The following is a 26,809-nucleotide window of genomic DNA, read 5'->3' on the forward strand; positions in this document are numbered from 1 at the left end:
GCCCGGCGGGCCCCCCGCCCGGCGGCCCGCCCCCCCCCCCCCCCGGGGGGCGGGCCCCCGCGCCGCCCCGGGCCGGCCCCCCGGGCGGGGCCCCCCCGCCCCGGGGCCCGGGCCGGGACGAGGGCCCGGGCCGGGACGAGGGCCCGGACTGGGACGAGGGCCCGGACTGGAACGGGGGCCCGGACCGGAACGGGGGCCCGGACCGGGATCTCGTGCGGCGTCGGCCGTGTCATCGGGGGCGGCTGCGGGGTCATCGGACGAGGAGCTGGGTCAGGACGAGGGCGGACTCGTGGGTTTCGACCTCGAACAGGCCGGTGCGGTCGGCCGTCAGGATCAGGGTGGCCTCCTGGCCTGCGGGCAGAACGAGTTCCTTGTCGTAGCCGTGGACGTGCAGGGTGTCCGCGCGGTCGCTGGTGACGCGCAGGGCGACCCGCTCTCCGTGCCGGAGCTCGGTGCGGGCGGGGGCGGGGCTGACCTTGCCGTCGCGGACGGTGATGGCGACCGTCCGGTCGGCCTGCTCCGGCGGGGCTTCGCCGTGGCTGTGCCCCCCGGACTGGCCCGCAGCGGCGGCGGTGAGCGGGGTCGTGCCCTCGACCGGCTTGCCGGACACCGCCCAGGCGGTGTGGTCGTCCGCGTACAGCCGGACGGTCAGGGTGTGCGCGCCCTCGGGGACCTGCGCTGCGGGCAGGTGGAACCACGGGCCGTACAGTCGGGCCAGTTTGCGGCCGTCGAGCTCCAGGTGGGCGTGGCCGGCGCCCGGGAGGGCGGCGCCGCCGGTGCTGTCGGGGGTGAAGCGGAAGTTCTTCACCGCCAGCTGGAGGTTCCAGCCGTCCTCCGAGTCCGGGCGGGCGGTGAGCCGCACTTCCGGCGCGCCCTCGGCCGGGACCTCGCGTAGCCGGTGGCCGGCGCCGTCGTCGGTGGTGAGCAGGGTGCCCGTGCTCCCGGACGCCTGCTCGTGGGTGGTGCCGGGCTTGTGGTGGGTCGTGGCCCGCCCGCCGCAGCCCGTCGCCGCTCCGGACGCGAGCAGCAGCACGAGGGCGAGCAGCGCCGTGGTGCGGGCGGTCCGGCCCGGCCTGCGGCGCGGGCTGGGCGGCGTACCGCAGGCGTCGCACCCGATGCGGTCGTCGGGCTGGTCGGTCACGGCTGGCCTCCTGCGGCCGGGGTGGCGGGGTCGGCGGTCACGGCGTGGGGCCCGAGGTGCGGTCCGGCGTGGAGTCCGGGGTGGGCGGGGGTTCGGGGGCCGCCGCGTCGAGGGCCGGTGCGGGGCCGGCCGGCACCGGCTCCCGGTCGCCCACCGGATCGCCGCCGGGGCCGGGGGGCAGGGCCGGGGTGCCGGGGCGGGCCGAGGCGACGACCGCCCACAGGATCCAGACGACGGCGACCAGGGACCGTACCCAGGCGGGGCTCAGGGGGGTCCAGGGGATCATCAGGACCGCCTTGTCGAAGGCGTCCAGCAGGGTGAGCCCGGCCAGCAGCAGGGTCAGGCGGGCAAGCCAGGGGCGGGTGGGGCGCAGAGCGAGCCCGACGCCCGTCCACCACAGTCCGAGGAGGATCAGTGCCAGTGCGGGGAGGGAGCTGGCGACCAGCCCGGCCGTGGAGCCGGCCACGTCCAGGGCCAGGCCCGCCAGGCCCAGGAGCGAGGCCGCCGTGCCCAGGCGCGAGCCGCGCAGGCGGCGCCACCACAGCACCCCGCCGACCAGGAGGAGGACGCCCGCCACGGCGAGCGCGATCTGGGTCTCCACGCGTTCCAGACCGCGGGCGCCGTACCAGTCGCAGCCGGCCGGGAGTTTGCGTGCCTGGACGCTGTAGTCCGCGCAGACGAGCAGCTGGACCAGCTTCACCGGTTCGCCGACCAGGCGGGCCGAGGCGCCGGTGACGTCTCCGCGCGCCTTCCCGCACCGCGGCACGGTGCCCGGCGTCGAGCCGTCGGGGCCGTCCTGCCAGCAGTTGGCGCGCCCCTGGCCGTCCCACCAGACGTCCATGCCGTTGGGGCGGGCGGCTCCGGACTTGTCCTTGCCCAGGGTGTTCCCGGCGTACCGGTTGTGATGGGAGGTGTCGGCCTGCTTCGACCACTTCTCCTCGCCGCGGATGAAGGCGGGGACGGCGCTGAGGAAGAAGCCCGCGCGCTGGTGCCCGTACACCCAGTTGTCCTCGTAGATGTTCCAGTTTCCGCCCGCGGTGATGATGCCGGTGCCCGGCGGCATGGAGATCTGCGGGCAGACGACGCCGCGCTCGTAGCCGCGCTCGACCGGCGGCTTGGCGCAGGTGCCGTCGGCGACGTACCCGTAGTAGTCCTGGTTGTTGTCGTGGATGAGGTTCCGCTCGAACTTGGCGTGGTTCTGCGGGAGTCCGGGGTGGCCGGGGAAGGCGCTGTCCATCGAGGCGCCGCCCATGTTCTGGTCGAACTCGTTGTCGTGCACCCACACCGAGTCGCCCGCGGTACCGGAGTAGCCGACCATGTTGTGATGGCTGTGGCAGCCGGTGATCTCGATCGAGTAGCGGGGGACTTCGTAGCCCCGGCCGTCGTTGATGTTGGAGGCGCTGCCGGGGTAGATGCCGGAGTCTCCGTTGCCGTACGACTCGCAGTTCTTGTAGAGCCCGTGGTCGCTGGCGAAGGTGAGGAAGCCGTATTCGTCGTTCCACCGGGTCAGCACGTCGTCGATGACGAACCCGTCGCCCGCCAGCACGTACAGCGAGTTGAAGGTGGTGCGCTGGGCGGTGAAGTTGCGGAAGTAGACGCCGTTGGACTTGTCGGCGCGGATGCCGTTCAGCTTCTGGTATTTGGCGTCGACGATCACGTCCAGCCGGGACGCGCCCGTGCCCTCGATCTGCAGGTTCGTCTTGCCGAGGATGGCGACGAGGTTCTGGTTGTGCCGGCAGGCGACCTGCTGCTCGTAGGTCAGGATCTGGTAGCCGAGCGCGGAGTTCGGGGCCTTCAGCTCCGCGCACTGACCCGTCGGCTTCCCGAGCGAGGGCTCCTCCTCGTACAGGCCGGGGAGGATCGCGATGTTCATCCCGGGCCGGTCGACGGCGTCGACGGCCTCCTGGAGGTGCCGGTAGCCGCTCTTCTCGCACCGCTCGTACAGGGCGAGGTTCCGCTGTCTGAGCTCCTCGGGGAAGGCGGATATCCGGCGTTCGAACTCGGGGCGGCCCGTCTTGCAGACCACCAGGTCGGGCTCGGCCCTGCGGTACTCGGGCACGGATCCGGAGCCGTCGGGGAGGGTGACGGGGCGTTCCTCGTGCGCGCGGGCGGCGGGCGCGGCGGCGAGGAGGGACAGGAAAGCGAGGAGGGCGGCGAGGAGCGCCGCCGGCACGGCAGGGAACCTGCGGGTCCACGACATGCGCGTGAGAGTAGAGCATTGTTCATCTTTTGGGATCCCCCTCTGCATGAATCCGCCGCGAGGGGGCGCCGCCGCGAAAAGCACCGTTGACGCGCGGGCCGCGGAATCCTACTGTCACCCATAGGATTCCTTCGACGGAGTGGGAGCAGCACATGAGCGAGCAGGCCAGGAAGACGGCGGAGGCGCTGGAGTACCTCACCGGCTTCGGCAACGAGCACAGCTCGGAGGCCGTCCCCGGCGCGCTGCCGCTCGGCCGGAACTCGCCCCAGCGCGCACCCCTGGGCCTCTACGCCGAGCAGCTCAGCGGCTCCGCCTTCACCGAGCCGCGCACCCACAACCGCCGCTCCTGGCTCTACCGGATCCGCCCCTCGGCCGCGCACCCGCCCTTCATCCGGATCGACAACGGGGCCCTGCGCACGGCGCCGTTCACCGAGGCCGCGGCGGACCCCAACCGGCTCCGCTGGAACCCGCTGCCCGACCCGGCCCCCGGCACCGACTTCCTGGCCGGTCTGTGGACCCTGGGCGGCAACGGTGACGCCGCCCAGCGCGCCGGCATGGCCATCCACCTCTACGCCGCCAACGCCTCGATGACCGACCGGGTGTTCAGCGACTCCGACGGCGAACTGCTGATCGTCCCCGAGCGCGGCGGACTGCTCCTGCGGACCGAGTTCGGCCTGCTCTCGGTCCGGCCAGGCGAGATGGCCCTCGTCCCCCGCGGTGTCCGCTTCCGCGTCGAGCTCCAGGACGCCGGCACCGACGCCGCGGCCCCCGCCCGCGGCTACGTGTGCGAGAACTACGGCCAGCCCTTCGAGCTGCCGAACCTGGGCCCGATCGGCGCCAACGGCCTCGCCGCCGCTCGGGACTTCCGCGCCCCGGTCGCCGCGTACGAGGACAGCGAGCGCCCGACCGAGGTGGTCAACAAGTTCTGCGGCAACCTCTGGTCGGCCACCTACGACCACTCGCCGCTCGACGTCGTCGCCTGGCACGGCACCCACGTGCCGTACGTCTACGACCTGCGCCGCTTCAACGTCCTGGGCTCGATCAGCTACGACCACCCCGACCCGTCCATCTTCACGGTCCTGACCTCGCCCTCCGACACCCCGGGGCTGGCGGGCGTCGACTTCGTGGTCTTCGCCCCGCGCTGGCTGGTCGGCGAGGACACCTTCCGCCCGCCGTACTTCCACCGCAACGTGATGAGCGAGTACATGGGCCTGATCGAGGGCGCCTATGATGCCAAGGCCGAGGGCTTCGTGCCGGGCGGCGGCTCGCTGCACAACATGATGTCCGCGCACGGCCCGGACCGGGAGACCTTCGACCGGGCCAGCGCCGCGGAGCTGAAGCCGCAGAAGATCGACGACGGCCTGGCCTTCATGTTCGAGACCCGCTGGCCGATCACCGCCACCGCCCAGGCGGCCGGCGCGGATCACCTCCAGCGGGGTTACGACGACGTGTGGCAGGGTCTGCAGCGCCACTTCCGCGCCTGACCCGCGCTGCGTACGCTCGCCTGCGCGACCCGCCCGCCGCGGGCGCAGGCGCCCGCCGCCAGCCGCATGCCGCCCCGTCCAGCCGTACGGAGAACCACCCGTGACCGCCTTCGCCCCCGACTCCCTGGTGCTGAACCGGAAACTGCCCCTCTGGTACCAGGTGTCGCAGTCGCTGCGCGCCTCGATACTCGGGCGCACCCCGGACGCCTCGCTGCGCCTGCCCACGGAGGAGCAGCTCGCCGAGCACTACGGGGTGAGCGTGCTGACCATGCGGCAAGCGCTCAAGGAGCTGGAGGGCGAGGGCCTGATCAGCCGGCACCGGCGGCGCGGCACGTTCATCGAGCCGGGCGCGCTGCGCGGCGCCCCGGTGCGGCTGCTGGGCTCGGTCGACGCGATCGTGGCGCAGCAGTCGGGCGACCGTACGACGATTCTCGGCCACGGGCGCACCGCCGTGTCCGGGGAGCTGCTGGCGCACTTCCCGGACACGCCCGAGGTGGTCACCTACCGCCGCCTGCGGCACGACCGCGCGAGCGGCGAGCCGACGAACTGGGTGGAGAACGCGGTCCTTCCGGAGTTCGCCGAGGCGGTGGATCTGGCCGACCTCGAACGCTGGCCGATGACGAAGGTCCTGCGGGACGTCGTGGGGGTGCGCATCAGCCGGATCACGGACACGGTGGAGGCCCGGCTCGCCGACCCGGAGACGGCCGAGCTGCTCCAGGTCCCGCTGCTCAGCCCGATCCTGCACTACACGGGCGTGACCTACGACGAGGACGGCCGGGTGGTGGACGTGGCGAGGATCCGCTACCGCGGCGACCGGTTCTCCTTCACGGTGACCGTCGACGCGCACTGAGCTGCGGCGGCAGCAGCTCCCTGCGGCCGGTTACTTCTCGTCGTCCTCCGTGGTGCGCTCACCCTCCGCCTGGGACGGCGTCGTCCGCATCGTCTGGGGGTGCCGCTGCTTGCGCTGGGCCTCGTCCATGTCCTCTTCGAGCCGCTCGCCCTCGGCCTGCGAAGGAGTCGAGTATTCGTCGTACTGACTCATGACCGTCTCCTCGGTCGATACGGTGCGCATGCGATGGATGCCCATATAGGACTTATGCCTACATAAGGAGCGTAGCGCTTCGGCCTGGACGCAGCCCGGCCACCGGATGCCGTCGCTACCATCGGCGGCGTGAGCGAAGACGTACCGCTGCTGGACGATCTGATGCCCTGGGCCGTGGGGAGCCTGCGCCTGGGCCGGGACTGGGTGGCCGCGCCCGATCCGGCGGCCCTGCGCGCCCGCTGGGCCGCCCTGACCGGCGCCGAAGCCGCCGAGCGGGAGCGGCTGTTCCGCCCGAGCCGCAGCCGTACGCCCGCCGCCGGCGCGGCCGCGCTGCCCGGTCAGCGCTCGGCCACCGCCCGTTTCGCCGACGCGCCCGGCCCCTGCCCCGAGCCCGTACGGGTCCTGCGCGACCCCTTCGACCAGCAGTGGCTGCTGCCCGACCAGCGGCTCATCGACATGGCCCGCCCGGAGCTCTGGCGGGTCCTGGACGAGCATCAGCTGTTCACCGTGGAGACCCCCGACCTGCTGGTCACAGCGCACCTCCCGGCGGGCCGTCTCGGCCGGATCCGACCGTTGCACCGGCGCCCCGGCGGCGCCGAGCCGAATCTCGCCCCCGGCCTGCTGCCGCTGCTGGGCGAGCGGTACGGCGGCTGGGCCGCCCCCGAGGACATGCTGTGCTGGATCCTCGCGGCGGGCCGCCCAGGGCCGCGGGGGTACGAGGTCCCGCTCACCGCCGACCCGGAGCGCTGGCGGGCCGGGCTGGAGCTGGGCCACCGGCTGCTCGGCGTGCAGCTGCGCGGGGTCCGCGGCGGGGAACCGCCCCGGCTGCCCGGCGGGCGCCGCCCGTACGTCCGCTCGGCACTGGTGGCGTGGCCGCACGAGCTCGCGTACGACCCCGCGAGCGAGACGCTGAGCCTCGGCGGCGGGACCGTGTCCCCCGTACCGGCCGGCGCGTGGGAGTACGAGGCGCAGGGCGTGCGGGTGCTGGAGGCGTGGCTCGCCGCCCGCGGCGAGCACCGAGACCCGGCCGCCGACGGGCTGGAGGCGCTCGGCCCGGCCGAGTGGCCGCAGGCCTGGACCTCTGAGCTGCTGGCCCTGGTCACGACCCTGGCACTGCTGGCCGACCTGGCCCCGGAGCGGGCCGCGTTCGAGCCGGGCCCCGGGCTGTCCGCCGGCGAGCTGCGCGCGGCCGGGGTGCTGCCGCCGCCGCACTGGGCCAGGCGTCCGGCCTCGGTCCTGGACCACCAGGAGGAGGGCCCGGGCGGGCAGTTCGCCCTGCTCTGACTCCGACTGCCGGAACCCGACCCGGGCCCGGCCCCGGCCGTCGGCCCCTGGCCGTCGACCCCGGACCCCCGGACCCCCGGACCCCCGAACCCCGGCCACCGGCCACCGGCCGCCCGCCGCCCGCCGCCCGCCGCCGGACAGGAGGGTTACGGACCCCACGCCCCCAGCAGCCGCGACAACGAGCGGTCGAACGCCGCGACCAGATCCGGCCCCGCCTCGGTGATCGGCGCGGCGCCGCCCGCGAGGGCCGCCGCCAGCCGCGGGTACTGCCCGGTGGCCAGCCGTGAGCCGATCCACGCCGCCCGTACGCCCTGCTCCTCGGCCTCGCTCCAGGGCAGCGCCCGGGCCCGCTCGGCCAGCGCCAGCTCGCCCGTCACGTAGGTGGACACCATGCCGTTGACCGCGGCGATCAGCTCCAGCTTCTCGCCGTCCGGCGCCGCCAGCGGCGCCAGGCAGTCCAGGCTGTGCTCCAGGTACCGCAGGGCGTTGGGGCTGAAGCCGTGGACCGGGCTCAGCAGCCGGGGCAGCCACGGGTGCCGGTGCATCAGCGCCCGCGTCTGGCGGGCGAGCGCGAGCAGATCGGCCCGCCAGTCGCCGGTCGGCGCGGTGAACTCGTACTCCCCGCTGACCGCGTCGACCATCAGCTCGTAGAGGTCCTCCTTGCGCGGCACGTAGTTGTACAGGGACATGGTCCCGGCGCCGATCCCGGCCGCCACGCGCCGCATGGAGACGGACTCGATCCCCTCCTCGTCGGCGATCCGCACCGCCTCGGCGGCGATCGACTCGCGGCTGTGCGCGGGCCGGGGTCCGCGGCCGGCCCGCTGCGGGCGGGCCCAGATCACTTCGGGTTCAGCGGGTCGCCCGCCGGCAGTCATCGCTCAGATCACCTCGTCGTCTCGCCACCATCTTAGTTACGTACGCCGTACGTAGTGCGGTAAGGTGCCGCACATGACGACTACGTACGCTGTACTTAGTGAAGGTCTGGAGAAGAACTACGGGCAGGTCCATGCCCTGCGCGGCCTCGATCTCGCCGTGTCCGAGGGCACGGTCTGCGGTCTCCTCGGCCCCAACGGCGCGGGCAAGACCACCGCCGTCCGGATCTTCACCACGCTCACCGAACCCACCGGCGGCCGCGCCCTCGTCGCGGGCCACGACGTCACCCGCGACCCCGCGGTCGTCCGCCGCGCCATCGGGGTCACCGGCCAGTACGCCTCCGTCGACGGGGATCTGACGGGCCGGGAGAACCTGCGGCTCTTCGCCCGCCTCGCCGGACTGCGCGGCTCCGCCGGCCGGGACCGCGCCGACGGGCTGCTGGAGCGCTTCGGGCTCGGCGAGGCCGCCGACCGGGTGGCCGGCACCTGGTCGGGCGGCATGAAGCGGCGCCTGGACCTGGCCGCCGGACTGATCACCCGCCCCCGCGTGCTCTTCCTGGACGAACCGACCACCGGCCTGGACCCGGCGGCCCGCGAGCAGATCTGGACCGCGGTACGGGACCTCGCCGCGGAGGGCACCACGGTGCTGCTGACCACCCAGTACCTGGAGGAGGCCGACCGGCTCGCCGACGACATCGTGGTCGTCGACCGCGGCCGGGCCGTCGCCACCGGCACCCCGGCGGAACTGAAGGCCCGGATCGGCGCCTACGCCGAGGTCGCCGTCGCCGCGCGCGAGGCCCTGTCCGGCGCCGCCGTCGTACTGGACCAGCTCACCGGCGGCCGACCGGTACTCGACGAGGAACGGCTCACCGCCGGTGTCACCGTGCTCGACTCCGGCCTCACCCTGCCCCGGATCATCCGCGCGCTCGACACGGCCGGTGTCCCGGTCACCGACGCGAGCCTGCGCCCGCCCACCCTCGACGAGGTGTTCCTGCGCCTCACCCGCGTCCCCGTGGCCCGGAAGGAGAACGCCGCATGAGCAGCGTGCTGTCCGACGGCGGAGCCGTCCTCACCCGCCAGCTCCAAAAGGCCCGGCACGCCCCGGCGCTGCTGATCCTCACCCAGACCATGCCGATCACCATGCTGCTGTTCTTCGGCTACGTCTTCGGCAGCGCGCTCGCCATGCCGGGTACGGAGTACCGCGAGTTCCTGGTACCCGGCCTGCTCGCCGCGACCGCCGCGAACGGCCTGATGACGGGCATGTTCACCGCCGCGCAGGACGCCCACCGCGGGGTGATGGACCGCTTCCGGACCCTGCCGATGAGCCGCGGCGCCGTCCCGCTCGGACAGACCGCCGCGGACCTGCTCACCACCGGGGTCTCCATGGTGCCCCTGATGCTGGTGGGGCTGGCGATGGGCTGGCGCGTCGAGAACGGCCTGCCCGGCGCACTCGGCGCCCTGGGCCTGCTGCTGCTGTTCCGCTTCGCCACCGCGTGGGTGGGGACCTACCTCGGCTTGGTGAGCACGAGCGAGGAGGCGGCGGGGCAGCTCGGCAGCGCCACCTTCGTCCTGCCGTTGCTGTCCAGCGCGTACCTGCCGACCGCCGGGCTCCCCGCGTGGCTGCGTACGGTCGCCGAGTGGAACCCGATCAGCGCTGTCGCGACCGGCGTCCGCGAACTGTGCGGGAACGCCGGCGGCGAGGCGGCCGAAGCCGCGGCGGGCGCCGCCTGGCCGGCCGCGCATCCGGTGGCCGGTGCGCTGCTCTGGTCGGCGCTGCTGCTCGCGCTGTTCGTGCCGCTCGCGACCCGGCGGTTCGCCCGGGGCGCGGCGGGCTGACATACCACCGGGGGGGTGACAGGCCGGGGTCGGACGGGATAGGGATCGGTGCCATGAACACAGAAAGCGCCGCGCCCGAACCGCTCCCCCTCGCCGGCATCACCGTCGTCGCCGTCGAACAGGCCGTCTCGGCCCCCTTCGCCACCCGTCAACTCGCCGACCTCGGCGCCCGGGTGGTCAAGGTCGAGCGCCCCGACGGCGGCGACTTCGCGCGCGCCTACGACACCGCCGCGCACGGCCTCGCCTCGCACTTCGTATGGGCCAACCGCGGCAAGGAGTCGATCGCGCTCGACCTGAAGGACCCGCGCGGCCGGGAGGTCCTGCACGGCCTGTTGGCCGGCGCCGACGTGTTCGTGCAGAACCTCGCGCAGGGCGCAGCGGCCCGGCTCGGGCTCGACTCGGCCACGCTGTGCGCGCGTTACCCGCGGCTGGTCGCCGTGGACGTGTCCGGCTACGGCGCCGAGGGCCCGTACGCCCACAAGCGCGCCTACGACATGCTCGTGCAGTGCGAGGCCGGCCTGGTCTCGGTGACCGGCACGCCGGAGCAGCCCGTCAAGGCGGGGATCCCGGCGGCGGACATCGCGGCGGCCATGTACGCCTTCTCGGGGGTCCTCGCCGCCCTGCTGCGCCGCGGGATCACCGGGCGCGGGGGCAGGGTGGAGGTGTCCATGCTGGACGCGCTCGCCGAGTGGATGGGGCATCCGCTGCACCACACGATGCACGGCGGGGAGCAGCCCGTGCGCACCGGCCTCGCGCATGCCGTGATCGCGCCCTACGACGCCTACGCGACGGCCGACGGGGACCGGGTGCTGCTGTCGGTGCAGAACGACCGGGAATGGCGGCGCCTCGTGCAACAGGTGCTGGCCCGACCGGAGTTGGCGCAGGACCCGGCGTACGCGACGAACGCGGCGCGCACCGCCAACCGGGAGAAGACGGACGCGGTGGTGGCGCAGGCGCTGGGCCGGCTGGGTGCGGACGAGGCGATCGGGCGGCTGGAGGCGGCGGGTATCGCCTGCGCACGGCTGAACTCGGTGGCCCAGCTGGCCGCGCATCCGCAGCTGGCGGCCCGGGACCGCTGGCGGGAGGTGGGATCACCGGCCGGCCCGCTGCGGGCTCTGCTGCCGCCGATCGGGCTGCCGGGCGGCGCGGCACCGCACATGGGTGCGGTGCCCGCGCTGGGCGAACACACCGAGACCCTCTTGCGCGCCCTGGGGATGGCGGGCGCACAGATCTCGGAACTGCGCCGGGACGGTGTGATCGCGTAGGGCCGGGTGGCTGGATGCCGGAAGGGCGAACGGCCGCGGGTGCGGGGTCTGTTACGAGCGGCGGCTGCCGAAGAGCGTGCGACGCAAACGACGCAGCGGCGCGAAGAGCGAGACGCGCGCGCTCCGGCTCCGCAGACGGTGCGTGTGGTCGCGGGAGGTGAGCTCGCGCATCAGCAGCGTCGCCTCCGCTACCTCCCGGTGCGGGACGGCGGGTCCGCCCAGCACGGCGAGGTGGCGGTCGAGGCGCGAGCTGGTCGCACTGCTGCCGCAGGTGATGGCAGGCACGCGAGGCGGCCTGCTGCGCATTGCTATCTGTTCCATGATCTCTCCCCACCCGTACGAGGGCACCCGGCCCGGGCAGGTTAACCCTATCGCCCCCGCGTCGCGCGCGGGTATCCCGGTGGTGTGAATTACCCCTGTGGCGACGGGGAGTTGACGATTACTCAGCGGAGTCGCCAGTCACTCTCCGCACAGAGGGCAGCGCGGAAATCACGCTCCGGAAGACCTCGGCGCGAGTCTCGTCACGACAGGGGCCACGTGGCGCGCTCTGCGCTAACTTGGAGTGACCGATCGATGACACATGGGCGCACAGAAGCATTCGGGGGGCTCGCGTGAGTGAGGAATCCAACTCCGATCGTGTCATCTCGGGCCGCTACCGGCTGCTGGAACAGATCGGCCGCGGCGGGATGGGCATCGTGTGGCGGGCCCGGGACGAGGTCCTGGCGCGCGACGTCGCCGTCAAGGAGGTACGGGCGCCCGCGGGAATCGAGCCCGGCGAACTCCAGCGGATGTACCGGCGGCTGGAGCGGGAGGCCTGGGCGGCGGCGCGGGTCTCGCACCGCGGGGTCGTCACGGTCTACGACGTGGCCTCCGAGGACGGCCGGCCGTGGATCGTGATGGAGCTCGTGCGCGGGCTGACGCTGGCCGACGTACTGGAGGCCGAGGGGCCGCTGACCCCGCAGCGCGCCGCGCACCTCGGGGAACAGGTGCTCACCGCGCTGCGCTCCGCGCACGACTCGGGGGTGCTGCACCGGGACGTGAAGCCCGGGAACGTGCTGATCGCCAATGACGGCAGGGTGGTGCTGAGCGATTTCGGGATCGCGAGCCTGGAGGGGTCCTCGGCGATCACGATGACGGGCGAAGTGGTCGGCTCTCCCGAGTTCGTGGCGCCGGAGCGGGTGCTGGGGCGCGATCCGGGACCCGAGTCGGACCTGTGGTCGCTCGGGATCATGCTGTACGCGGCCGTCGAGGGGGTTTCGCCGTTCCGGCGTGCGACCGGGCTGGACACCCTGCGGGCCGTGGTGGAAGAGGAGTTGCCGCCGCCTCGCCGGGGCGGGCCGCTGGAGCCCGTACTGGAAGGGCTGCTGCGCAAGGACCCGGCGGAGCGGCTGTCCTCGACGGAGGCCACCCGGATGCTGCGGGTGGTGGGCGCGGGCGGGGCCGTGCGGGCCTCGGGCGGGTCGGTGTCCGGGCCCCACTCGCCGACGGCCGCCGCGCACCCTGACCACCACCGGCAGGAGTCGCAGCGGTCGCCGTACGGGGACCCCACGCCGCCGGTACAGGGGCCGGCCTCGGAGCGGGTCCGGGAGCCGGGGCCCGGGGCGGCGCCCCGCCAGGGCCGGGCCGGGGCGGTGCTCACGGCCGGGATCGTGGTGCTGCTGCTGGCGCTGGTCGCGCTGGGGTGGCTGCTGCTGAAGGACCGTGAGGGCGACGACCGCAAAGGCGCCGGCCCGACCGGCCCGGCGACCACCGCCCAGGCCGTCACCACTGCCGCCTCCGCCGCCCCTTCCGCTTCGGCTTCGCCCTCGGCCCCGGCCTCGGCGTCCGCCTCCCCCGCCCAGCACGTGTCGGTGTACGTCGACACCGTGCGCGCCTCCTACAGCGGCGGCTGCCCGCCGCCGCCGGAGCGCGCGCCCTCCTTCACCGCCACCGTCGAGGTGGAGCGCACCCCCGTCGAGCTGGAGTACCGCTGGGCCACACGGAGCGGGAGGACCTCCGGCCCCGGCTGGCAGTCCGTCACGTACGAGGAGGGCGGGCCGAGGAGCCGGCGGCTGGAGCACACCGAGCTCACGCACGTGCCGGACGCGGCGTTCGAGGACGCGGTCCGGCTGGAGGTACGGGGGCCCGCGGAGGTGGCCACCCAGTGGGTGGGGACCTCCGTGACCTGCGAGAAGGAGACCCCGACGAGCGGGGCCCCCTCCCCTGGCGCCAGTACGTCACCGACCCCGTCGGCGCAGCCGCCGGCGGAGCCTTCCGTCAGTTCCCCGGCCCCTCAGGCGGCGTTGGTGAAGACCGGCAGGTAGCCGCCGGACTGTCCGGCAGCGGTCGGGTGGTACGACTCGCCGATGTTGAGCCAGTTGACGCTGTGCAGCCACGCGTCGCCGGAGCAGATCTCGTGGCCCGTGAAGGCGCCGGCGACCGAGGCGAAGGTGAAGCCGTGGTCGGCGGCGCGTTTGGCGATGGCGGCGTTGAGGTAGTCGGCGGCGCCGTTGATGGCGGAACGTTCGCCTTCGGTCAGGCCGGTGGCGCAGGTGCCGTTCAGCTTGTAGAAGCGGGGATAGCCGAGGACGACCACGTGCGCGTTCGGCGACCGGCTGTCGATGGCGTTGTAGACCTGGTCGAGCTGACCGGGGAGGGTGGAGTCCACGTACGCCTTGGCCTGGTTGACGCGGTTGACGCAGGTGGATTCGGACTGGAGCACACAGGTCGTCATGACGTCGGAGAATCCGGCGTCGTTGCCGCCGATGGTGATGCTGACCAGGTCGGTGCCGGAGTTCAGCGGGCCGAGCTGGCCGGAGAGGACGTCACCCGTGCGGGCGCCCGAGCACGCGGCGAAGGAGAAGGTCTGCGGGGCATGAGCGGCGGCCCACAGGGCCGGATATGCACGGGTGGTGCGCTTGCAGGCGCCACTGGCGCCGTCGTAGTTGCCGGCGCCGACGCCGGAGGAGTACGAGTCGCCGAGGGCGACGTAGCCGAAGTCGGCCTGAGCTGCTGCGGCCGCCTGACCCGCGCCGAACAGGGCGGCGCCCGCGGCGAGTAACAGGGATGAGGCGAGCGCGGCGAAGCGCGGGATTCTCATGCTCATGTGTGCGGCTCCTTGTGGGGGTTACTCCTGAGTCCGTGGTACAAGGAGCCGAGCTTGGCTGGAAGTGTTCATGCCAAGAATATTCGGCGCAGAGTTACGGCCCGAATCTTCACTCCCGATGCGTTTGAAGAGGGAACTCGGCCACCCGATCCGGCGAAACACGGGTGCACGAGGCCAACTCGTGCCGGATCATGGGCGCCATGCCAGCCAACCCGCATGACGCGCTGCCGATCCGGCTCAACGTCGACGACAGCGACTCGCCGTCGGACGTCGTCGACGCGCTGTTCCTCGGCCGGTTCGCGTCAGGCGAGCAGCCGTTCTCGCACAGCGTGTCGATCGACCGGGTGAGGCCGGGGGCCACCCTGCTGCCGCCCGGGGCCGGCGTGTTGCGCTCGGCGCGCGACAGCGACCGCAGCGCCGTCCTCGCCGAGGGCGAGGGCTGGACCATGCTCGTCTCCCGATGGAGCCGGGGCGCGGACGTCACCGTGACGGCGGTCAGCGACGAACTCGCCGCCGATGTGCTCGGCAAGGCCACGGAAGGGGCGCAGGACGACCCCGAACCGCAGCCGGAGAACGTCACGATGGGCTTCTGGTACGTCTCCCCGCGCCGCGGCCCGTACCGGACGACCCGCCAGATCGCCGCCGGGACCTGGGCCGAGGTGCGGCCCAACTACACCGCGCCGGTGGCCGGGGCGATGGACCGGCTGATGAAGGTGACCCCGGACGACATCGCGGGCCGGCTGCTCCTGCTGCACGGCCCGCCGGGTACGGGCAAGACCTCCGCACTGCGCACGCTGGCCCGGTCCTGGCGGGACTGGTGCCAGGTGGACTGCGTCCTGGACCCCGAGCGGCTGTTCAACGACGTGGGCTACCTGATGGACATCGCGATCGGCGAGGAGGAGGGCACGGCGAAGGGCCGCTGGCGGCTCCTGCTGCTGGAGGACTGCGACGAGCTGATCCGCGGCGAGGCCCGGCACACCGCCGGGCAGGCGCTGTCCCGTCTCCTCAACCTGACGGACGGTCTGCTGGGCCAGGGCCGCAACGTCCTGGTCGGTGTCACGACCAACGAGGACCTCGAACGCCTCCACCCGGCGGTGGTCCGCCCGGGGCGCTGCCTGGCCCGCATCGAGGTGGGCCGACTGACCCACCGGGAGGCGGTGGACTGGCTGGGCACGGACGAGGGCGTCTCCCGCGAGGGCGCCAGCCTGGCCGAACTCTTCGCGCTGCGCCGGGGCACGGGCCCGGCGGCCGTGCTCCCACCGCAGCCGCACTCGTCCGAGGCCGGGCTCTATCTGTAGGCGGGCTCCGGAAGAAGCGCTAGCAGGCGGCGAACCGGGCCCGGAGGGCGTCGGCGGCGGCGGACAGGGCCTCGGCCTCGGTCAGGCCCAGGCGGTGCGCCCGCTCCGCGAACGCCTGCGCGGCGGCCGCGGCCTCGCGGGAGGCTCCCTCCGCCGCCGCGACGAACGTCCCGTGCCGGCCGCGCGTCTCGATCACCCCGTCCGCTTCCAGCGCCCGGTACGCCTTCGCGACGGTGTTGGCGGCGAGCCCCAGCTCCTCCGCCAGTCCGCGCACCGTCGGCAGCTTGAAGCCGGCCGGCAGCTTCCCCGACCGGGCCCGGTCGGCGATCTGCGCGCGCAGCTGTTCGTACGGGGCGGCCGAGCCCGTCGAGCCGTCGATGGTGATCTTCAGGTTTGTCGAGGTCACGCGGCTGATTGTCTCCCATCGCCGGATAATTGGGAGGCGCCGGAGCGAAGTCCGCCCGTAGCGTCGGCCGCATGACCGTCCTCATCCGCGATCTCCGCCCGGACGACTCCTCGGACGCGGAGTCCGTCGTACGGGTACGCCGCTCGGCCCTGCCCTTCATGATCACCACAGCTGAGGGCGTGGCCTTCGAGGTCTCCTCCGCCCACCCCGCCGCGCACCACCGCCTCCTCGTCGCCCAGACCGACGAGGGACTCGTCATCGGCACCGCCCAGGTCGGCATCGCCTACGACAGCCCCGAGCCCGGCCAGTCGTACGTCAACGCGTACGTCGACCCCGCCCACCGCGGCCTCGGCGCCGGCCGCCTGCTGCTCGCCGCGGCGGAGGAGCACCTCGCCGCCCACGGCGCGGTGGACACCTACGCCTGGGTCCTCGACGAACCCGCGCACCGCGCCTTCGCCGAGCGGCGCGGCTACCGCCGCAGCCGGTCCGCGCACTTCCTGCGCCTGGACCTGGCGGCGGCCACGCTGCCCCCGCTCCCGCGGACCCTCCCGGCCGGGGTCGAACTGCGTCCCGCCTCCGCCTTCGCCGCCGATCCGCGTCCGCTCTTCGAGGCCGACGCGGAGACGACCTGTGACGAGCCGGGCGACGTGGGCACCGAGTTGGACGACTACGAGGACTGGCTCGCGCAGACCTGGAACAGCCCGTCCCTCGACAAGGAGCTGACCGCCGTCGTCCTGGTCGACGGCGAGGTGGCCGCGTTCAGCGCCGCCCGGACCGACGGCGCCACCCGCTACGGCTCGGCGATGACCGGCACCCGGCGCGCCTTCCGCGGCCGGGGCCTGGCCAAGCTCGCCAAGACGGCGTCCCTGCACCGGGCCCGCGGATGCGGGTACACGGAGGCCTTCACCGGCAACGACGCGGAGAACGGCCCGATGCTCGCCATCAACACGTGGTTCGGATACGAGATCTGCGCGACCGAGACGCGCTACACGAAGAGGCTGGAGACCGAGTGACCGAGCAACTGACCGTCGTCCTGACCAAGGCGGGCCGCGTCAAGATCCGCTACCCGGCGGCGCGGGTCGCCGACGACGGCGACCGCATCTCGGTGCGTGCCCCGTGGGCGGCGAAGGGCGTACGGGACTTCGGGTTCGTCCGCTTCGAGCCGGGCGACGTGTTCGTCGAGCACTTCTGGCGGACCCGCTGGTACGCGGTCAAGGAGGTGTGGACCGGCGACGGGGTCCTCAAGGGCTGGTACTGCGACGTCACCCGCCCGGCCGTGGTGCGCAGCGGGGAGATCCACGTCGAGGACCTGGACCTGGACCTGTGGGTCTCGGCGGATGGGTCCTCGGTGCTGCGCCTGGACGAGGACGAGTTCGCGCAGAGCGGTCTCACCACGAGCGACCCCGAGGCGGCCGCCCAGGCCGTACGGGCCCTCGACGCCCTGGACGACCAGGCCCGGACGCCGGACGGCCTGCCCGCGCTCCTTCTCTGACCGCGGACCGGCCGGGCCCGGCGAACCCCGTCTTGTGGGCCACACCGGTCATCGTCCCGGGCCGTTCGGGGGACGTGCGGCCCGCTCCGGGCCTTCCCCGCGCCCGAGGGGGGATCGGTTGTTCCGGCGTCGGCGATCAGGTCGCCCGCGCCTGGAAGCGACAGCGGGGAACGCCGTCGGGCGTTCTCCGCTGCACGGAGACAGGAGAAGACGGATGCTCGAGCAAGCACGCCGGTGGGCGACGACGGCGACGGTGGCGGCAGCGGCGGTCGGCCTGGTCGGGGCCGTCCCGGCCGCGGCCGCCGGCACGGACGCCGGCGACGACCATCCCACGGTGGTGAACTGCTTCCACAACTCGCTGGCCCTGCAACCCGCCATCGACGTGGCCGCTCCGGGCGAGACGCTGCTGGTGAAGGGGACGTGCGTCGGCCCCTTCACCTTCTCCGTCGACAAGAACCTGACCGTGACCGGCGAGAAGCACTCGACCCTCAACGGCAACCGGGCCGGCTCGACGGTCACGGTCGCGACGGGCGTCCGGCTGCGGTTGTCCCACCTGACCATCACCAACGGCACCGGGACCCCCGACGATGGCACCGGCTTCGGCGGCGGCGTCCACAACAGCGGCACGCTGACGCTGACCGAGTCGACCGTGGCCGGCAACCACACCAACAACGGAGGCGGCATCTTCAACGCCCCCGGTGCCACGGTGAACCTGTTCCGGTCGGTGGTGCGCCACAACACCGCGGACGACAGCGGGGGCGGCGTCCGCAACCAGGGCACCTTCTCGCTCTCCGAGTCCACGGTGAACGACAACAGCGCCGCCAGCGGCGGCGGCCTCGCCAACTTCGGCTCGATGACGCTGTCGGGCTCCAAGGTGCGCGACAACTACGCCGACAACGGGGGCGGCATCTTCAACGCCAACGCGCTGACGCTGAACCACTCCAAGGTGAGCCGCAACACGGCCTCCCTGCAGGGCGGCGGCATCTACTCCGAGGGCGGCACCGTGAACCTGACCGACTCCGAGGTACGCCACAACACCGCGAACGGCGGCATCGGCAGCGGCGGCGGCATCTTCAACAACGGCGCCACGGTGACGCTGGACCGCTCCGCGGTGCGCGACAACCGTCCGGACAACTGCGCCCCGGCCGGCAGCGTCACCGGCTGCACGGGCTGACCTCCCCGCTCGCCTTTTCCTGAGCGGCTTCTTACCCCTGCCTTAAGTGGAGCGTAAGGATCACTTCCAGGGGCCCGAACCCGGCGGAACCCGTGGTTCGGGGGGCTAGCTTGGCCGGGCCAGGACAGGAAGGGCCGGATGTGGCGCCGCCGGGGGGCGGCGCCACGGGCCGATTCCGGTTCCGCTGGCGCGCCCCTGCCTTGTGCCCGAAGGAGACCCACCCATGTCCGCACGCCGTATCGCCACCCGTATCGCCGCAGCCGGCCTCGCCCCGCTCGCGATGGCCGCGTACGCCGCCGCTCCCGCGGCCGCCCACGGCTCGATGACGGACCCGGTCAGCCGGGTGGCGGCCTGCTACGCGGAGGGCCCGGAGTCCCCGCGGTCCGCGGCGTGCAAGGCGGCGGTCGCGGCGAGCGGGACGCAGGCGTTCTACGACTGGAACGCGGTGAACATCGCCAACGCCGCCGGGAAGAGCAAGTCGCTGATCCCGGACGGCCAGCTGTGCTCGGCGGGCAACGCCAAGTACAAGGGACTGGACCTGGCGCGCGCCGACTGGCCGGCGAGCCCGATGACGGCGGGCGCGCACACCTTCCGCTACAAGGGGACAGCGCCCCACAAGGGTTCCTTCGAGCTGTACGTGACGAAGGACGGGTACGACCCGGCGAAGCCGCTGAAGTGGTCCGACCTGGAGCCCGCGCCGTTCGCGAAGGCGACCGATCCGGGTATGCAGAACGGCGACTACGTGTTCTCCGGCACCGTTCCCGACAAGTCCGGCCGCCACCTGATCTACAGCGTCTGGCAGCGCTCGGACAGCCCTGAGGCCTTCTACACCTGCTCGGACGTGGTCTTCGGCAAGGACAGCGGCGGCGGTTCGGACTCCAAGCCGAGCACCGCACCGAGCGCCGCGCCGAGCACCGCGCCGACCGCCGCCACCAGCACCGGGCCCGGCTCGAAGCCCGGTACGGGCACCGTCCCCTCGGCCCCGACGGACCAGCAGATCGCGGCGGGCGCGGACAAGTCCACGGTGGAGCACGGCGGCCACGGTGACAACGACCCGAAGACGAACGGGCAGGTCGCGGCCACCCCGGTGGCGTCGCAGTCCGCGTCGCAGAACGGGAACCTCGCCGAGACCGGCGGAAACGGCGCCACCCCGACGATCGCGATCGCCGGCGCCGCCGCCCTGGCCGTGGGCGCGGCCGTGCTGTTCGCAGTGGCCCGCCGCCGTGCGACCGGGGGTGCCTCCCAGCGGTAGCCGGGAGGCACCCCACGGCCGCCGGTCCGGACGTCGGACCGCGGGCCGCCTGTGCGCCGGTCAGTCGAAGACCGACGCGCAGGTGGTCCGTTCGGCGTGTGCCGGGTCGAGGGCGTTCAGCGCCTCGTGCCAGGCGATGCGGTCCGTGAGACCGATGGCGACGTGCTCCGAGAGGTCCAGGACGCACAGGTCCTGGAGTACGACGTTCTTCACGTTCGGCCCGTCCAGGAACGCGCTCCGGTACGGCGTGACCACCTCGTCGTACTTGGTCGCGATCACCGTGTACTTCACCCCGGGCACGGTGTCCCCGCCCTCGTTCAGCTTGGTCTGGAAGGCCGATCCCGCGATCTGGTCGGCGAGGCCCGGGGTCGCGGTGCTGATCAGGTCCTCGGCTCCGGGGAAGTACGGGAGCAGTTGGGTGAGGCCGAGCAGGGTGGTGCCGTGGTTGTCGGGTGCGAGCCCGACGAGCGCGTTGACCTTGGGGGCGCCCCCGAGGTACTTCAGGTAGTAGCGCGGCATCATGCCGCCCTGCGAGTGCCCGATGATGTCGGTCTTGGCGGAGCCGGTGGCGGCGAGCACCTTGTCGACGAAGACGTCGAGCTGGCCGGCGGACTTGTCGATGGGTCCGAGCCCGTTGAAGAAGGGCACGCCGGGCAGTTGCCCGTAGTCGAGCGAGTAGACGCAGTACCCGCGGTGCACGAGGTACGGCGCGAGGCCGAGCCAGTTGTCGACGGAATTGCCGAAGGTGCCGTGCACGAGCACGACGGGGCGCGGATGCGCGGCGGACGGCTTGCAGGACCAGTTGTTCCAGCCGCTGCTGGGTGCGGACGCGGCCTGCGCGGCGCCGGTGGGGGCGACGAGCGCGGCGGCGGTGAGGGCGAGGACGGCCAGCGGGCGGAGCAGGCGTCTCCAGGGCAGCATCGTGTGATCTCCTTGCGGCTCGACTCAAGGGGATGGAGCGTGGGGGGTTCGTCCCGTGATCCGGATCACAAGGGGGCGCTGCTGACGCTAAATTACGGGTGAGTAGCAACACAGGGAAGTTACGCGTCGGTAAAAACTCGCGTGTCGGGCGATCCTCCGGTGCTACGCAGTCACGCCGCGAGCGTGCCGCGGGCGATGGCGTGCGGTCCGAAGCGGGCGCGGACGCGGTCCGTGACGGCTTCCAGACGGCGGGCCTTCTCGTCCTCGGGGTCCAGACTGAGCTGCCGCGTGGCCCGTTCGGCCGGGGTCAGGTCCTCGGCACGCAGGGACAACGCCCGGACCCGGGCCCGCTGCAGGCCCAGCCCGGCGTACAGGGCGTAGGCCGTGGCGGTCAAGGCGGCGGAGTGCGCGGTGGGTTCGGCCAGGGTGCGGGTCCGCGTGAGCGTGGTGCGGTCGGCGCAGCGGACGGTGAGCGAGAGGGTGCGGCAGACCTGCCCCGGGCCCTGCCCTTGTGTACGAAGGGTACGGAGCTTCGCGCCCAGCTCCTCCGTGAGCGAGAGCAGGGCCCGCCGGTGCCGTACGGGATCCAGCTCGTCCCGGTCGAAGGCCCGCTCGGCGGCGACGGCGCGGGCGGCCGCGCCCGGCCGGACGGGGGTCCGGTCGATCCCGAGGGCGCGCTCCTGCACCTCACGGCCGAGCCGGGCGCCGAGGATCCGCCGCAGGGCGGCGGGCGGGGCGGCGGCGACCCTGCCGACGGAGTCGAGGCCGTAGGAGCACAGGGTGCGGGCGGCCTTGGGGCCGACGCCGTCGAGGGCGGTGACCGGCTTGCCGGCCAGGAACTCGGCCGCGGCGGTGGGCTCGTCGGGGATCACCAGGGTCGCCCCGGGCCGGGCCTCGCGGGCCGCCGCCCGGGCCAGCATGGGGTTGCCGGCCACACCGACGGAGGCGTCCACGCCGTACAGGGCGAGGGCCCGGACCCGGATCACGGAGGCCAGCCCGGCGGCGTCGCAGCCGAAGTACCGCAGCGCGGCCCGGACATCGGCGAGGGCCGCGTCGGGCGGCAGGGCCTGCACGGCCGGGGTGATCCCGCCGAGCAGCGCGAGCACCCCGGCGTACGCGTCCGCCCCGAGCGGGCCGCCGTCGGCGGGGTGCAGCCGCAGGCACATCACGGTGCTCATCCCGCGCTCCCCGGGCTGGAGTGCCACAGCTTGCGTCCGGTCGCGGGGCCGGAGCCCGGCGGCTGGAGGTCGGCCCAGGGGTTCATCTCGTACCCCGTGGACAGCTGGATGCGCCGACCCGGGTCGGCGGGCCCGGGCGTGGTGGGCAGCCGCTCCGCGAGCCGGGCCGCGACCGCGTCCAGCCCGCCGGCCGCCCGCAGTTCCACCAGCTCGGCCAGGTTCCAGGCCGCCGCCCCGACCACGCTCAGGCTCTGCGGGCCCCGCCGCTGCACGACGCCGCGTACCAGCAGCAGGAAGGAGTGGAAGACGGTGTGTGCGCAGGCCTCGTGGCTGTCGTCGAAGAAGGCGAGGTCGACCAGGCCCGTCCCGTCGTCCAGCGTGGTGAAGATGACCCGCTTCCCGGACCGGATCGGCGGGGTCTGGGTGGCCGCCTTGGCTCCCGCGACCAGGACCGTCTGCCCGTGCCCGGCATCCCTCAGCCGCCGCGCCGGGATCACCCCGAGCTCCGCCAGGAAGGCGTGGTGGTCCGCCATCAGGTGCCGCGAGGCGTCCATGCCGAGGACGCCCAGCTCGGCACTGAGCCGTTCCGCGTCGGTCAGGTCGGGCAGCCCGACGGAGGCCGTGGACCGGCCGCCCTCCAAGGGGAGTTGGGGACCGCGTACGCCGGCCGCCCGCTGCGCCCCGTGCAGTTCGGTCAAGTGCAGCAACAGGTCACGCCGGTTGGCTCCGAAGGCGTCCAACGCGCCGACCTGCGCGAGGCGTTCGGCCACCGGGCGACCCGGGTGCGCCCGGTCCCAGAAGTCGCGCAGGGAGGCGTACGGCCGTCCGGCCTCGATCCGGCCCGCCTCGGCCTCGCTGATGCCGTGGACGTCGGACAGCCCGAGCCGCAGCCCCCACACCCGAGGCGCATCGGACACCAGTTCGATACGGTGGGCGGCCGCCGACCGGTTCACGTCCAGCGGCAGCACGGGCACGCCCCGTCGCCGTGCGTCCGCCAGCAGCAGCCGCTTCGGGTACATGCCCGGATCGTGGGTCAGCAGCCCCGCGTAGAAGGCCGCCGGGTGGTGCGCCTTCAGCCACGCGGACTGGTAGGTGGGCACCGCGAAGGCCACCGCGTGCGCCTTGCAGAATCCGTAGCTGCCGAAGGCCTCCACGATCTCCCAGGCCCGGCCGATCACTTCCACCGGATAGCCGCGCTCGCCCGCCTTCGCCGCGAACCAGACCTTGATCCGCCCCTGCGACTGCGGGTCGGACAGCCCGCGCCGCACCCGGTCCGCCTCGTCCCGCCCGCAGCCGGTCATGATGTTCACGATCTCGATGATCTGCTCGTGGAAGACCACCACCCCGTACGTCTCGCGCAGCGCGTCCGCCAGGTCCGGGTGCGGGAAGCGCACCGGCGCCCGCCCGTGCCGGGCCTCGATGAAGGGCCGCACCATGTCGGCCGCCACCGGCCCCGGCCGGAAGAGGGAGATGTCGACCACCAGGTCGTGGAAGGTCGACGGCTGGAGCCGTCCCACCAGGTCCCGCTGACCGGGGGACTCGATCTGGAAGCACCCCAGCGTCTCGGCCGAGCGGATCAGCTCGTACGTGGCCCGGTCGCCCGGCGGTACCTGCGCCGGGTCGTCCAGGTCCAGCTCCTCCCCCGTGCCGCGCCGGATCTCCGCGACGGCGTGCGCCATCGCGGACTGCATCCGTACGCCCAGCACGTCGAGTTTGAGCAGCCCGAGGTCCTCCACGTCGTCCTTGTCGAACTGGGACATGGGGAAGCCCTCGCCGCTGGTGGGCACCACGGGGGTACGGGCGAGCAGGGAGGCGTCGGAGAGCAGCACCCCGCACGGGTGCATGGCGATCCCGCGCGGCAGTGCGTCGAGCGATTCGACGAGCTCCCACAGCCGCCCGTACGACTCCCCGCGTACGTCGCGCAGTTCGGGGAGCTCCTCCAGCGCGGCGCGGGCGTCGCGGGCCCGGATGTGCGGGAAGGCCTTGGCGAGCCGGTCGACGGCGGCCGGGTCCATGGACAGGGCGGCGCCGACGTCGCGGATGGCGTGCCGGACCCGGTAGGTCTCGGGCATGGAGACGGTGGCGACGCGCTCGGCGCCGAACCGGGCGATGATCCGCCGGTAGACCTCCAGCCGGCGGGCGGACTCCACGTCGATGTCGATGTCGGGCAGGACGCGCCGGCGCTTGGACAGGAAGCGCTCCATCAGCAGGCCGTGCTCGACGGGGTCGGCGTGCGCGATGCCCAGCAGGTGGTTGACGAGGGAGCCGGCGCCGGAGCCGCGGGCGGCCACACGGATGCCCATCAGCCGTACGTCGTCGACCACTTGGGCGACCGTCAGGAAGTACGAGGCGAAGCCGTGGTAGGCGATGATGTCGAGCTCGTGGTGCATCCGCTCCCAGTACGCGCGGTCGTCCGCGTACCCGCGCAGCACCATGCCGGCCGAGGCGCGGGAGGCGAGGACCCGCTGGGCGCTGCGGTGGGCCGCGCCGACGAGGCGGGCCTCGGGGAAGTGCACGGATCCCATCCCGAGGTCGTCCTCGGGGTCCACGGAGCAGGCCTCGGCGGTGTGCCGGGTCTCCGCGAGGAGGCGCCGCGCGTCGGCGGGGCGCAGGCCGGCGGCCCGGGCGATGCGGTCGGCGGCCTCGGCCATGGCTCCGGGGTCCTTGAGCCAGCGTTCGCCGCTGTCGAGGGAGGCGCGGGGGTCGATGGGGACCAGGCGGCGGGCCGCGTCGAGGATGTCGGCGACCGGGCCCTGGCCGGGGTCGGCGTAGCGGACGGCGTTGGTCAGCACGGCCGGGACGCCCTGCTCGGCGGCGAAGCCGACGGTACGGGCGGCCAGCCGGAGCGATCCGGGTCCGGTACCGGTGCGGCCGTGGTGGACGGCTTCCAGGCGCAGGGAGTCGCCGAAGACATCCCGCCAGGGCGCGAGCAACCGGGCGGCCCGGTCGGGGCGGCCCGCGGCGAGCGCCCGCCCCGTCTCGGAACCGGGCCCGAGCAGGACCAAGACGCCCTCGCCGCGCAGGGCGCTCCAGGGCAGCACCGGCTGTCGTCCCGCGTCCCCGTCCCCCGCGTGGGCGGCGGTGACCATCCGGCACAGCTCGGCCCATCCGGTGGCCCCGTCGCGGGCGAGGAACACCGCGCGCGGAGCCGATTCGTCGATGAAGGCCCCGCCCTTGACGGGGTTGCGCCGCCGGTACGAGGCCTCGGCGGAGCCGGCCGACCCGGTCGTTCCGGACCCGGCCGGGCCCCCCGACCCGGCCGAGCCCGCGGCGGGCGGTCCGGCGGGCGACGCGGCAGGCGACACGGCCAGGTCCACACCGAACAGGGGCCGGATGCCGGCCTTCGCGGACGCCTTGGCGAACCGGACCGCGCCCGCCAGGGTGTCGCGGTCGGTCAGGGCGAGGGCGTCCATGCCCCGCTCGGCGGCACGCTCCGCCAGTCGTTCCGGGTGCGAGCCTCCGTAGCGCATGGAGAACCCCGAAACGGTGTGCAGATGCGTAAAACCAGGCACCCGCGGCCTCCTGCTTCGCTCGATGAACCTCCCCCCGTCATCCACCATAGAGCAATTCGAATATCCGTGCGAAACACTTGTTCGATCATCCTGGACGCCGGTGCGGGACGCCCGTGCGGGACGTGCGGGGCATGGGGTGCGGGGCACCGGTGCGGGGCATCGGTGCGGGGCGTCCGTCCCGGTCATCCATTCGGCCCGCCCCTGCTGCGTGCCGCCCCCGGTACGCCGAGCGTGTGAGACATGACCCAGCCCACCCAGAACACCGACGCAGGCCGGTCCGGCGGCTTCCTCGCCGAGATCAAGGACGCCGTGACCATCCGGGCGGCGCTGCTGGTCCTGGGGGTGCTGGCGCTCCAGCTCGCCTTCATCGCCTCGTACATCGGCGCCTTCCACCACCCGAAGCCCAGCGAGATCCCGATCGCCGTGACCGCCCCCCTCGCCCAGGTCGCCGAACGGTCCGCGCGGCAGCTCGCCGCCCTGCCCGGCAAGCCGCTCGACCCCCGTACGGCCAAGGACGAGGCCGCCGCGGTCGGCCTGATCGAGAACCGGGACGTGGACGGTGCGCTGATCATCGACCCGGCCGACCGGACCGACAGGCTGCTGGTCGCCTCCGGCGCCGGGGCCGCTCTCTCGCAGGCCCTCGAAGGGGTGGTCGGCGCGGCCGAAAGAGCCCAGGGCCGGACGGTCCGGGTCATCGACGTGGCCCCGGCCTACAAGGGCGACAGCCGTGGCCTGAGCTCCTTCTACCTGGTCATCGGCTGGTGCGTGGGCGGCTACCTGTGCGCCGCGATCCTCGCGATCAGCGCGGGCGCCCGGCCCGCGAACTCCGCCCGCGCCGTCATCCGGCTCGGCGCGCTGCTCGTGTACGCGATCGCCGCCGGACTGCTCGGCGCGGTCATCGCCGGCCCGGTCCTGGACGCGCTGCCCGGCTCCCTCATGGGCCTGTGGGGGCTGGGGACGCTGGTCGTCTTCGCGGTCGGCGCGATCACGCTGGCCTTTCAGGGGCTGGCGGGCGTGGTCGGCATCGGTCTGGCGATCCTGCTGGTCGTGGTGCTCGGCAACCCGAGCGCCGGCGGCGCCTACCCGTACCCGCTGCTGCCGCCGTTCTGGAGCACCATCGGCCCGGCCCTGCCCCCGGGCGCCGGTACGTACGCCGCGCGCTCCATCACGTACTTCAAGGGCAACGACCTGGCCGGGCCGATGCTGGTGCTGGCCGGCTGGGCGGTGCTCGGCTCCGCGGTCACGCTGGCCTGCGCGGCGTTCCGCAGGGGCCGTCCGGGGGCGGCCGTGGGCAGCGGGCTGCCGGGCCCTGCCGGGGGCTCGGCGGGGTGAGGGCCCCGCTGCGGGAGACCCTGCCGGGGGCTTCG

The 26,809-nt window shown here is 73.7% G+C and carries 23 protein-coding genes; 13 read left to right on the forward strand and 10 right to left on the reverse strand.

Annotation, left to right across the window (positions count from 1 at the left end; all coding sequences use genetic code 11):
- Positions 1–250: 250 nt before the first annotated feature.
- Positions 251–1,045, reverse strand: coding sequence for a hypothetical protein (locus tag ACFYOB_RS32360; RefSeq protein ID WP_388566194.1), 795 nt, complete (start codon positions 1,043–1,045; stop codon positions 251–253).
- Positions 1,046–1,178: 133 nt separating this feature from the next.
- Positions 1,179–3,341, reverse strand: coding sequence for a right-handed parallel beta-helix repeat-containing protein (locus ACFYOB_RS32365; RefSeq protein ID WP_388566038.1), 2,163 nt, complete (start codon positions 3,339–3,341; stop codon positions 1,179–1,181).
- Between the two features lie 152 nt (positions 3,342–3,493).
- On the opposite strand from ACFYOB_RS32365, the gene hmgA reads away from it, so the two are divergent.
- Together hmgA and ACFYOB_RS32375 are read left to right on the forward strand one after the other, a co-directional pair.
- On the forward strand, positions 3,494–4,825 hold the full coding sequence (gene hmgA, locus ACFYOB_RS32370; protein ID WP_388566040.1) for a homogentisate 1,2-dioxygenase: 1,332 nt from the start codon (positions 3,494–3,496) through the stop codon (positions 4,823–4,825).
- A gap of 100 nt (positions 4,826–4,925) precedes the next feature.
- Positions 4,926–5,675, forward strand: a complete 750-nt coding sequence (locus tag ACFYOB_RS32375) for a GntR family transcriptional regulator (RefSeq protein WP_328924906.1) — start codon at positions 4,926–4,928, stop codon at positions 5,673–5,675.
- Between the two features lie 30 nt (positions 5,676–5,705).
- Here the strand turns inward: ACFYOB_RS32375 and ACFYOB_RS32380 are convergent, their stop codons facing one another.
- On the reverse strand, positions 5,706–5,867 hold the full coding sequence (locus ACFYOB_RS32380) for a hypothetical protein (RefSeq protein ID WP_328924907.1): 162 nt from the start codon (positions 5,865–5,867) through the stop codon (positions 5,706–5,708).
- A gap of 120 nt (positions 5,868–5,987) precedes the next feature.
- On the opposite strand from ACFYOB_RS32380, the gene ACFYOB_RS32385 reads away from it, so the two are divergent.
- Entirely contained in the window at positions 5,988–7,151 is a 1,164-nt protein-coding gene (locus tag ACFYOB_RS32385) for a type ISP restriction/modification enzyme (protein ID WP_388566197.1), read from the forward strand.
- A gap of 146 nt (positions 7,152–7,297) precedes the next feature.
- Here ACFYOB_RS32385 and ACFYOB_RS32390 read toward each other — a convergent pair whose 3' ends face one another.
- Positions 7,298–8,026: a TetR/AcrR family transcriptional regulator gene (locus ACFYOB_RS32390; RefSeq protein ID WP_388566043.1), complete on the reverse strand. Its 729-nt coding sequence runs from the start codon at positions 8,024–8,026 to the stop codon at positions 7,298–7,300.
- 73 nt (positions 8,027–8,099) lie between these two features.
- Between ACFYOB_RS32390 and ACFYOB_RS32395 the strand changes: the two genes are divergently transcribed.
- From ACFYOB_RS32395 to ACFYOB_RS32405, 3 genes are read left to right on the forward strand one after another with little or no spacing between them, the layout of a single operon-like run.
- Positions 8,100–9,062, forward strand: a complete 963-nt coding sequence (locus tag ACFYOB_RS32395; protein ID WP_388566046.1) for an ATP-binding cassette domain-containing protein — start codon at positions 8,100–8,102, stop codon at positions 9,060–9,062.
- The gene (locus ACFYOB_RS32400; RefSeq protein WP_388566048.1) at positions 9,059–9,859 is read left to right on the forward strand and encodes an ABC transporter permease; all 801 of its coding nucleotides are present in this window, start codon (positions 9,059–9,061) and stop codon (positions 9,857–9,859) included. Before ACFYOB_RS32395 ends, ACFYOB_RS32400 begins: the two co-directional genes overlap by 4 nt.
- A 53-nt stretch (positions 9,860–9,912) precedes the next feature.
- Positions 9,913–11,124: a CaiB/BaiF CoA transferase family protein gene (locus tag ACFYOB_RS32405; RefSeq protein WP_388566050.1), complete on the forward strand. Its 1,212-nt coding sequence runs from the start codon at positions 9,913–9,915 to the stop codon at positions 11,122–11,124.
- 51 nt (positions 11,125–11,175) lie between these two features.
- On the opposite strand, the gene ACFYOB_RS32410 is transcribed toward ACFYOB_RS32405, so the two are convergent.
- The gene (locus ACFYOB_RS32410; protein ID WP_030870537.1) at positions 11,176–11,445 is read right to left on the reverse strand and encodes a hypothetical protein; all 270 of its coding nucleotides are present in this window, start codon (positions 11,443–11,445) and stop codon (positions 11,176–11,178) included.
- A gap of 290 nt (positions 11,446–11,735) precedes the next feature.
- Here ACFYOB_RS32410 and ACFYOB_RS32415 point away from each other — a divergent pair, with 290 nt between their 5' ends.
- The gene (locus ACFYOB_RS32415) at positions 11,736–13,427 is read left to right on the forward strand and encodes a serine/threonine-protein kinase (RefSeq protein ID WP_388566053.1); all 1,692 of its coding nucleotides are present in this window, start codon (positions 11,736–11,738) and stop codon (positions 13,425–13,427) included.
- On the opposite strand, the gene ACFYOB_RS32420 is transcribed toward ACFYOB_RS32415, so the two are convergent.
- Positions 13,397–14,203, reverse strand: a complete 807-nt coding sequence (locus ACFYOB_RS32420; protein WP_328930214.1) for an SGNH/GDSL hydrolase family protein — start codon at positions 14,201–14,203, stop codon at positions 13,397–13,399. The genes ACFYOB_RS32415 and ACFYOB_RS32420 overlap by 31 nt on opposite strands.
- Before the next feature lie 206 nt (positions 14,204–14,409).
- Between ACFYOB_RS32420 and ACFYOB_RS32425 the strand changes: the two genes are divergently transcribed.
- Positions 14,410–15,507 carry a DUF5925 domain-containing protein gene (locus ACFYOB_RS32425; protein ID WP_388566055.1) on the forward strand — a complete coding sequence of 366 codons (1,098 nt, stop codon included), beginning with the start codon at positions 14,410–14,412 and terminating at the stop codon, positions 15,505–15,507.
- 19 nt (positions 15,508–15,526) lie between these two features.
- Here ACFYOB_RS32425 and ACFYOB_RS32430 read toward each other — a convergent pair whose 3' ends face one another.
- Positions 15,527–15,913 carry a GntR family transcriptional regulator gene (locus tag ACFYOB_RS32430; RefSeq protein WP_388566057.1) on the reverse strand — a complete coding sequence of 129 codons (387 nt, stop codon included), beginning with the start codon at positions 15,911–15,913 and terminating at the stop codon, positions 15,527–15,529.
- A 71-nt stretch (positions 15,914–15,984) separates the two neighbouring features.
- On the opposite strand from ACFYOB_RS32430, the gene ACFYOB_RS32435 reads away from it, so the two are divergent.
- The 4 genes from ACFYOB_RS32435 to ACFYOB_RS32450 all read left to right on the forward strand — a co-directional run bounded on the left by ACFYOB_RS32435 (position 15,985) and on the right by ACFYOB_RS32450 (position 19,831).
- Complete coding sequence (locus ACFYOB_RS32435; RefSeq protein ID WP_388566060.1) at positions 15,985–16,926, forward strand: GNAT family N-acetyltransferase; 942 nt, start codon at positions 15,985–15,987, stop codon at positions 16,924–16,926.
- Positions 16,923–17,405: a DUF402 domain-containing protein gene (locus ACFYOB_RS32440; protein WP_388566063.1), complete on the forward strand. Its 483-nt coding sequence runs from the start codon at positions 16,923–16,925 to the stop codon at positions 17,403–17,405. Before ACFYOB_RS32435 ends, ACFYOB_RS32440 begins: the two co-directional genes overlap by 4 nt.
- 214 nt (positions 17,406–17,619) lie before the next feature.
- Positions 17,620–18,579 carry a hypothetical protein gene (locus ACFYOB_RS32445; protein ID WP_388566065.1) on the forward strand — a complete coding sequence of 320 codons (960 nt, stop codon included), beginning with the start codon at positions 17,620–17,622 and terminating at the stop codon, positions 18,577–18,579.
- Between the two features lie 223 nt (positions 18,580–18,802).
- Positions 18,803–19,831 carry a lytic polysaccharide monooxygenase gene (locus ACFYOB_RS32450; RefSeq protein ID WP_388566067.1) on the forward strand — a complete coding sequence of 343 codons (1,029 nt, stop codon included), beginning with the start codon at positions 18,803–18,805 and terminating at the stop codon, positions 19,829–19,831.
- A gap of 60 nt (positions 19,832–19,891) precedes the next feature.
- Here ACFYOB_RS32450 and ACFYOB_RS32455 read toward each other — a convergent pair whose 3' ends face one another.
- From ACFYOB_RS32455 to ACFYOB_RS32465, 3 genes are all read right to left on the reverse strand, one after another.
- Positions 19,892–20,752, reverse strand: coding sequence for an esterase/lipase family protein (locus ACFYOB_RS32455; RefSeq protein WP_388566070.1), 861 nt, complete (start codon positions 20,750–20,752; stop codon positions 19,892–19,894).
- 170 nt (positions 20,753–20,922) lie between these two features.
- Positions 20,923–21,930 carry a hypothetical protein gene (locus ACFYOB_RS32460; protein ID WP_388566072.1) on the reverse strand — a complete coding sequence of 336 codons (1,008 nt, stop codon included), beginning with the start codon at positions 21,928–21,930 and terminating at the stop codon, positions 20,923–20,925.
- Positions 21,927–25,442, reverse strand: coding sequence for a DNA polymerase III subunit alpha (locus ACFYOB_RS32465; RefSeq protein WP_388566075.1), 3,516 nt, complete (start codon positions 25,440–25,442; stop codon positions 21,927–21,929). The genes ACFYOB_RS32460 and ACFYOB_RS32465 overlap by 4 nt, the downstream gene beginning before the upstream one ends.
- Positions 25,443–25,682: 240 nt before the next feature.
- Here ACFYOB_RS32465 and ACFYOB_RS32470 point away from each other — a divergent pair, with 240 nt between their 5' ends.
- Positions 25,683–26,774, forward strand: a complete 1,092-nt coding sequence (locus tag ACFYOB_RS32470; RefSeq protein WP_388566077.1) for a DUF3533 domain-containing protein — start codon at positions 25,683–25,685, stop codon at positions 26,772–26,774.
- Positions 26,775–26,809 lie beyond the last annotated feature (35 nt).

The organism is Streptomyces sp. NPDC006463 (genome assembly GCF_042870715.1).
Lineage (GTDB): Bacteria > Actinomycetota > Actinomycetes > Streptomycetales > Streptomycetaceae > Streptomyces.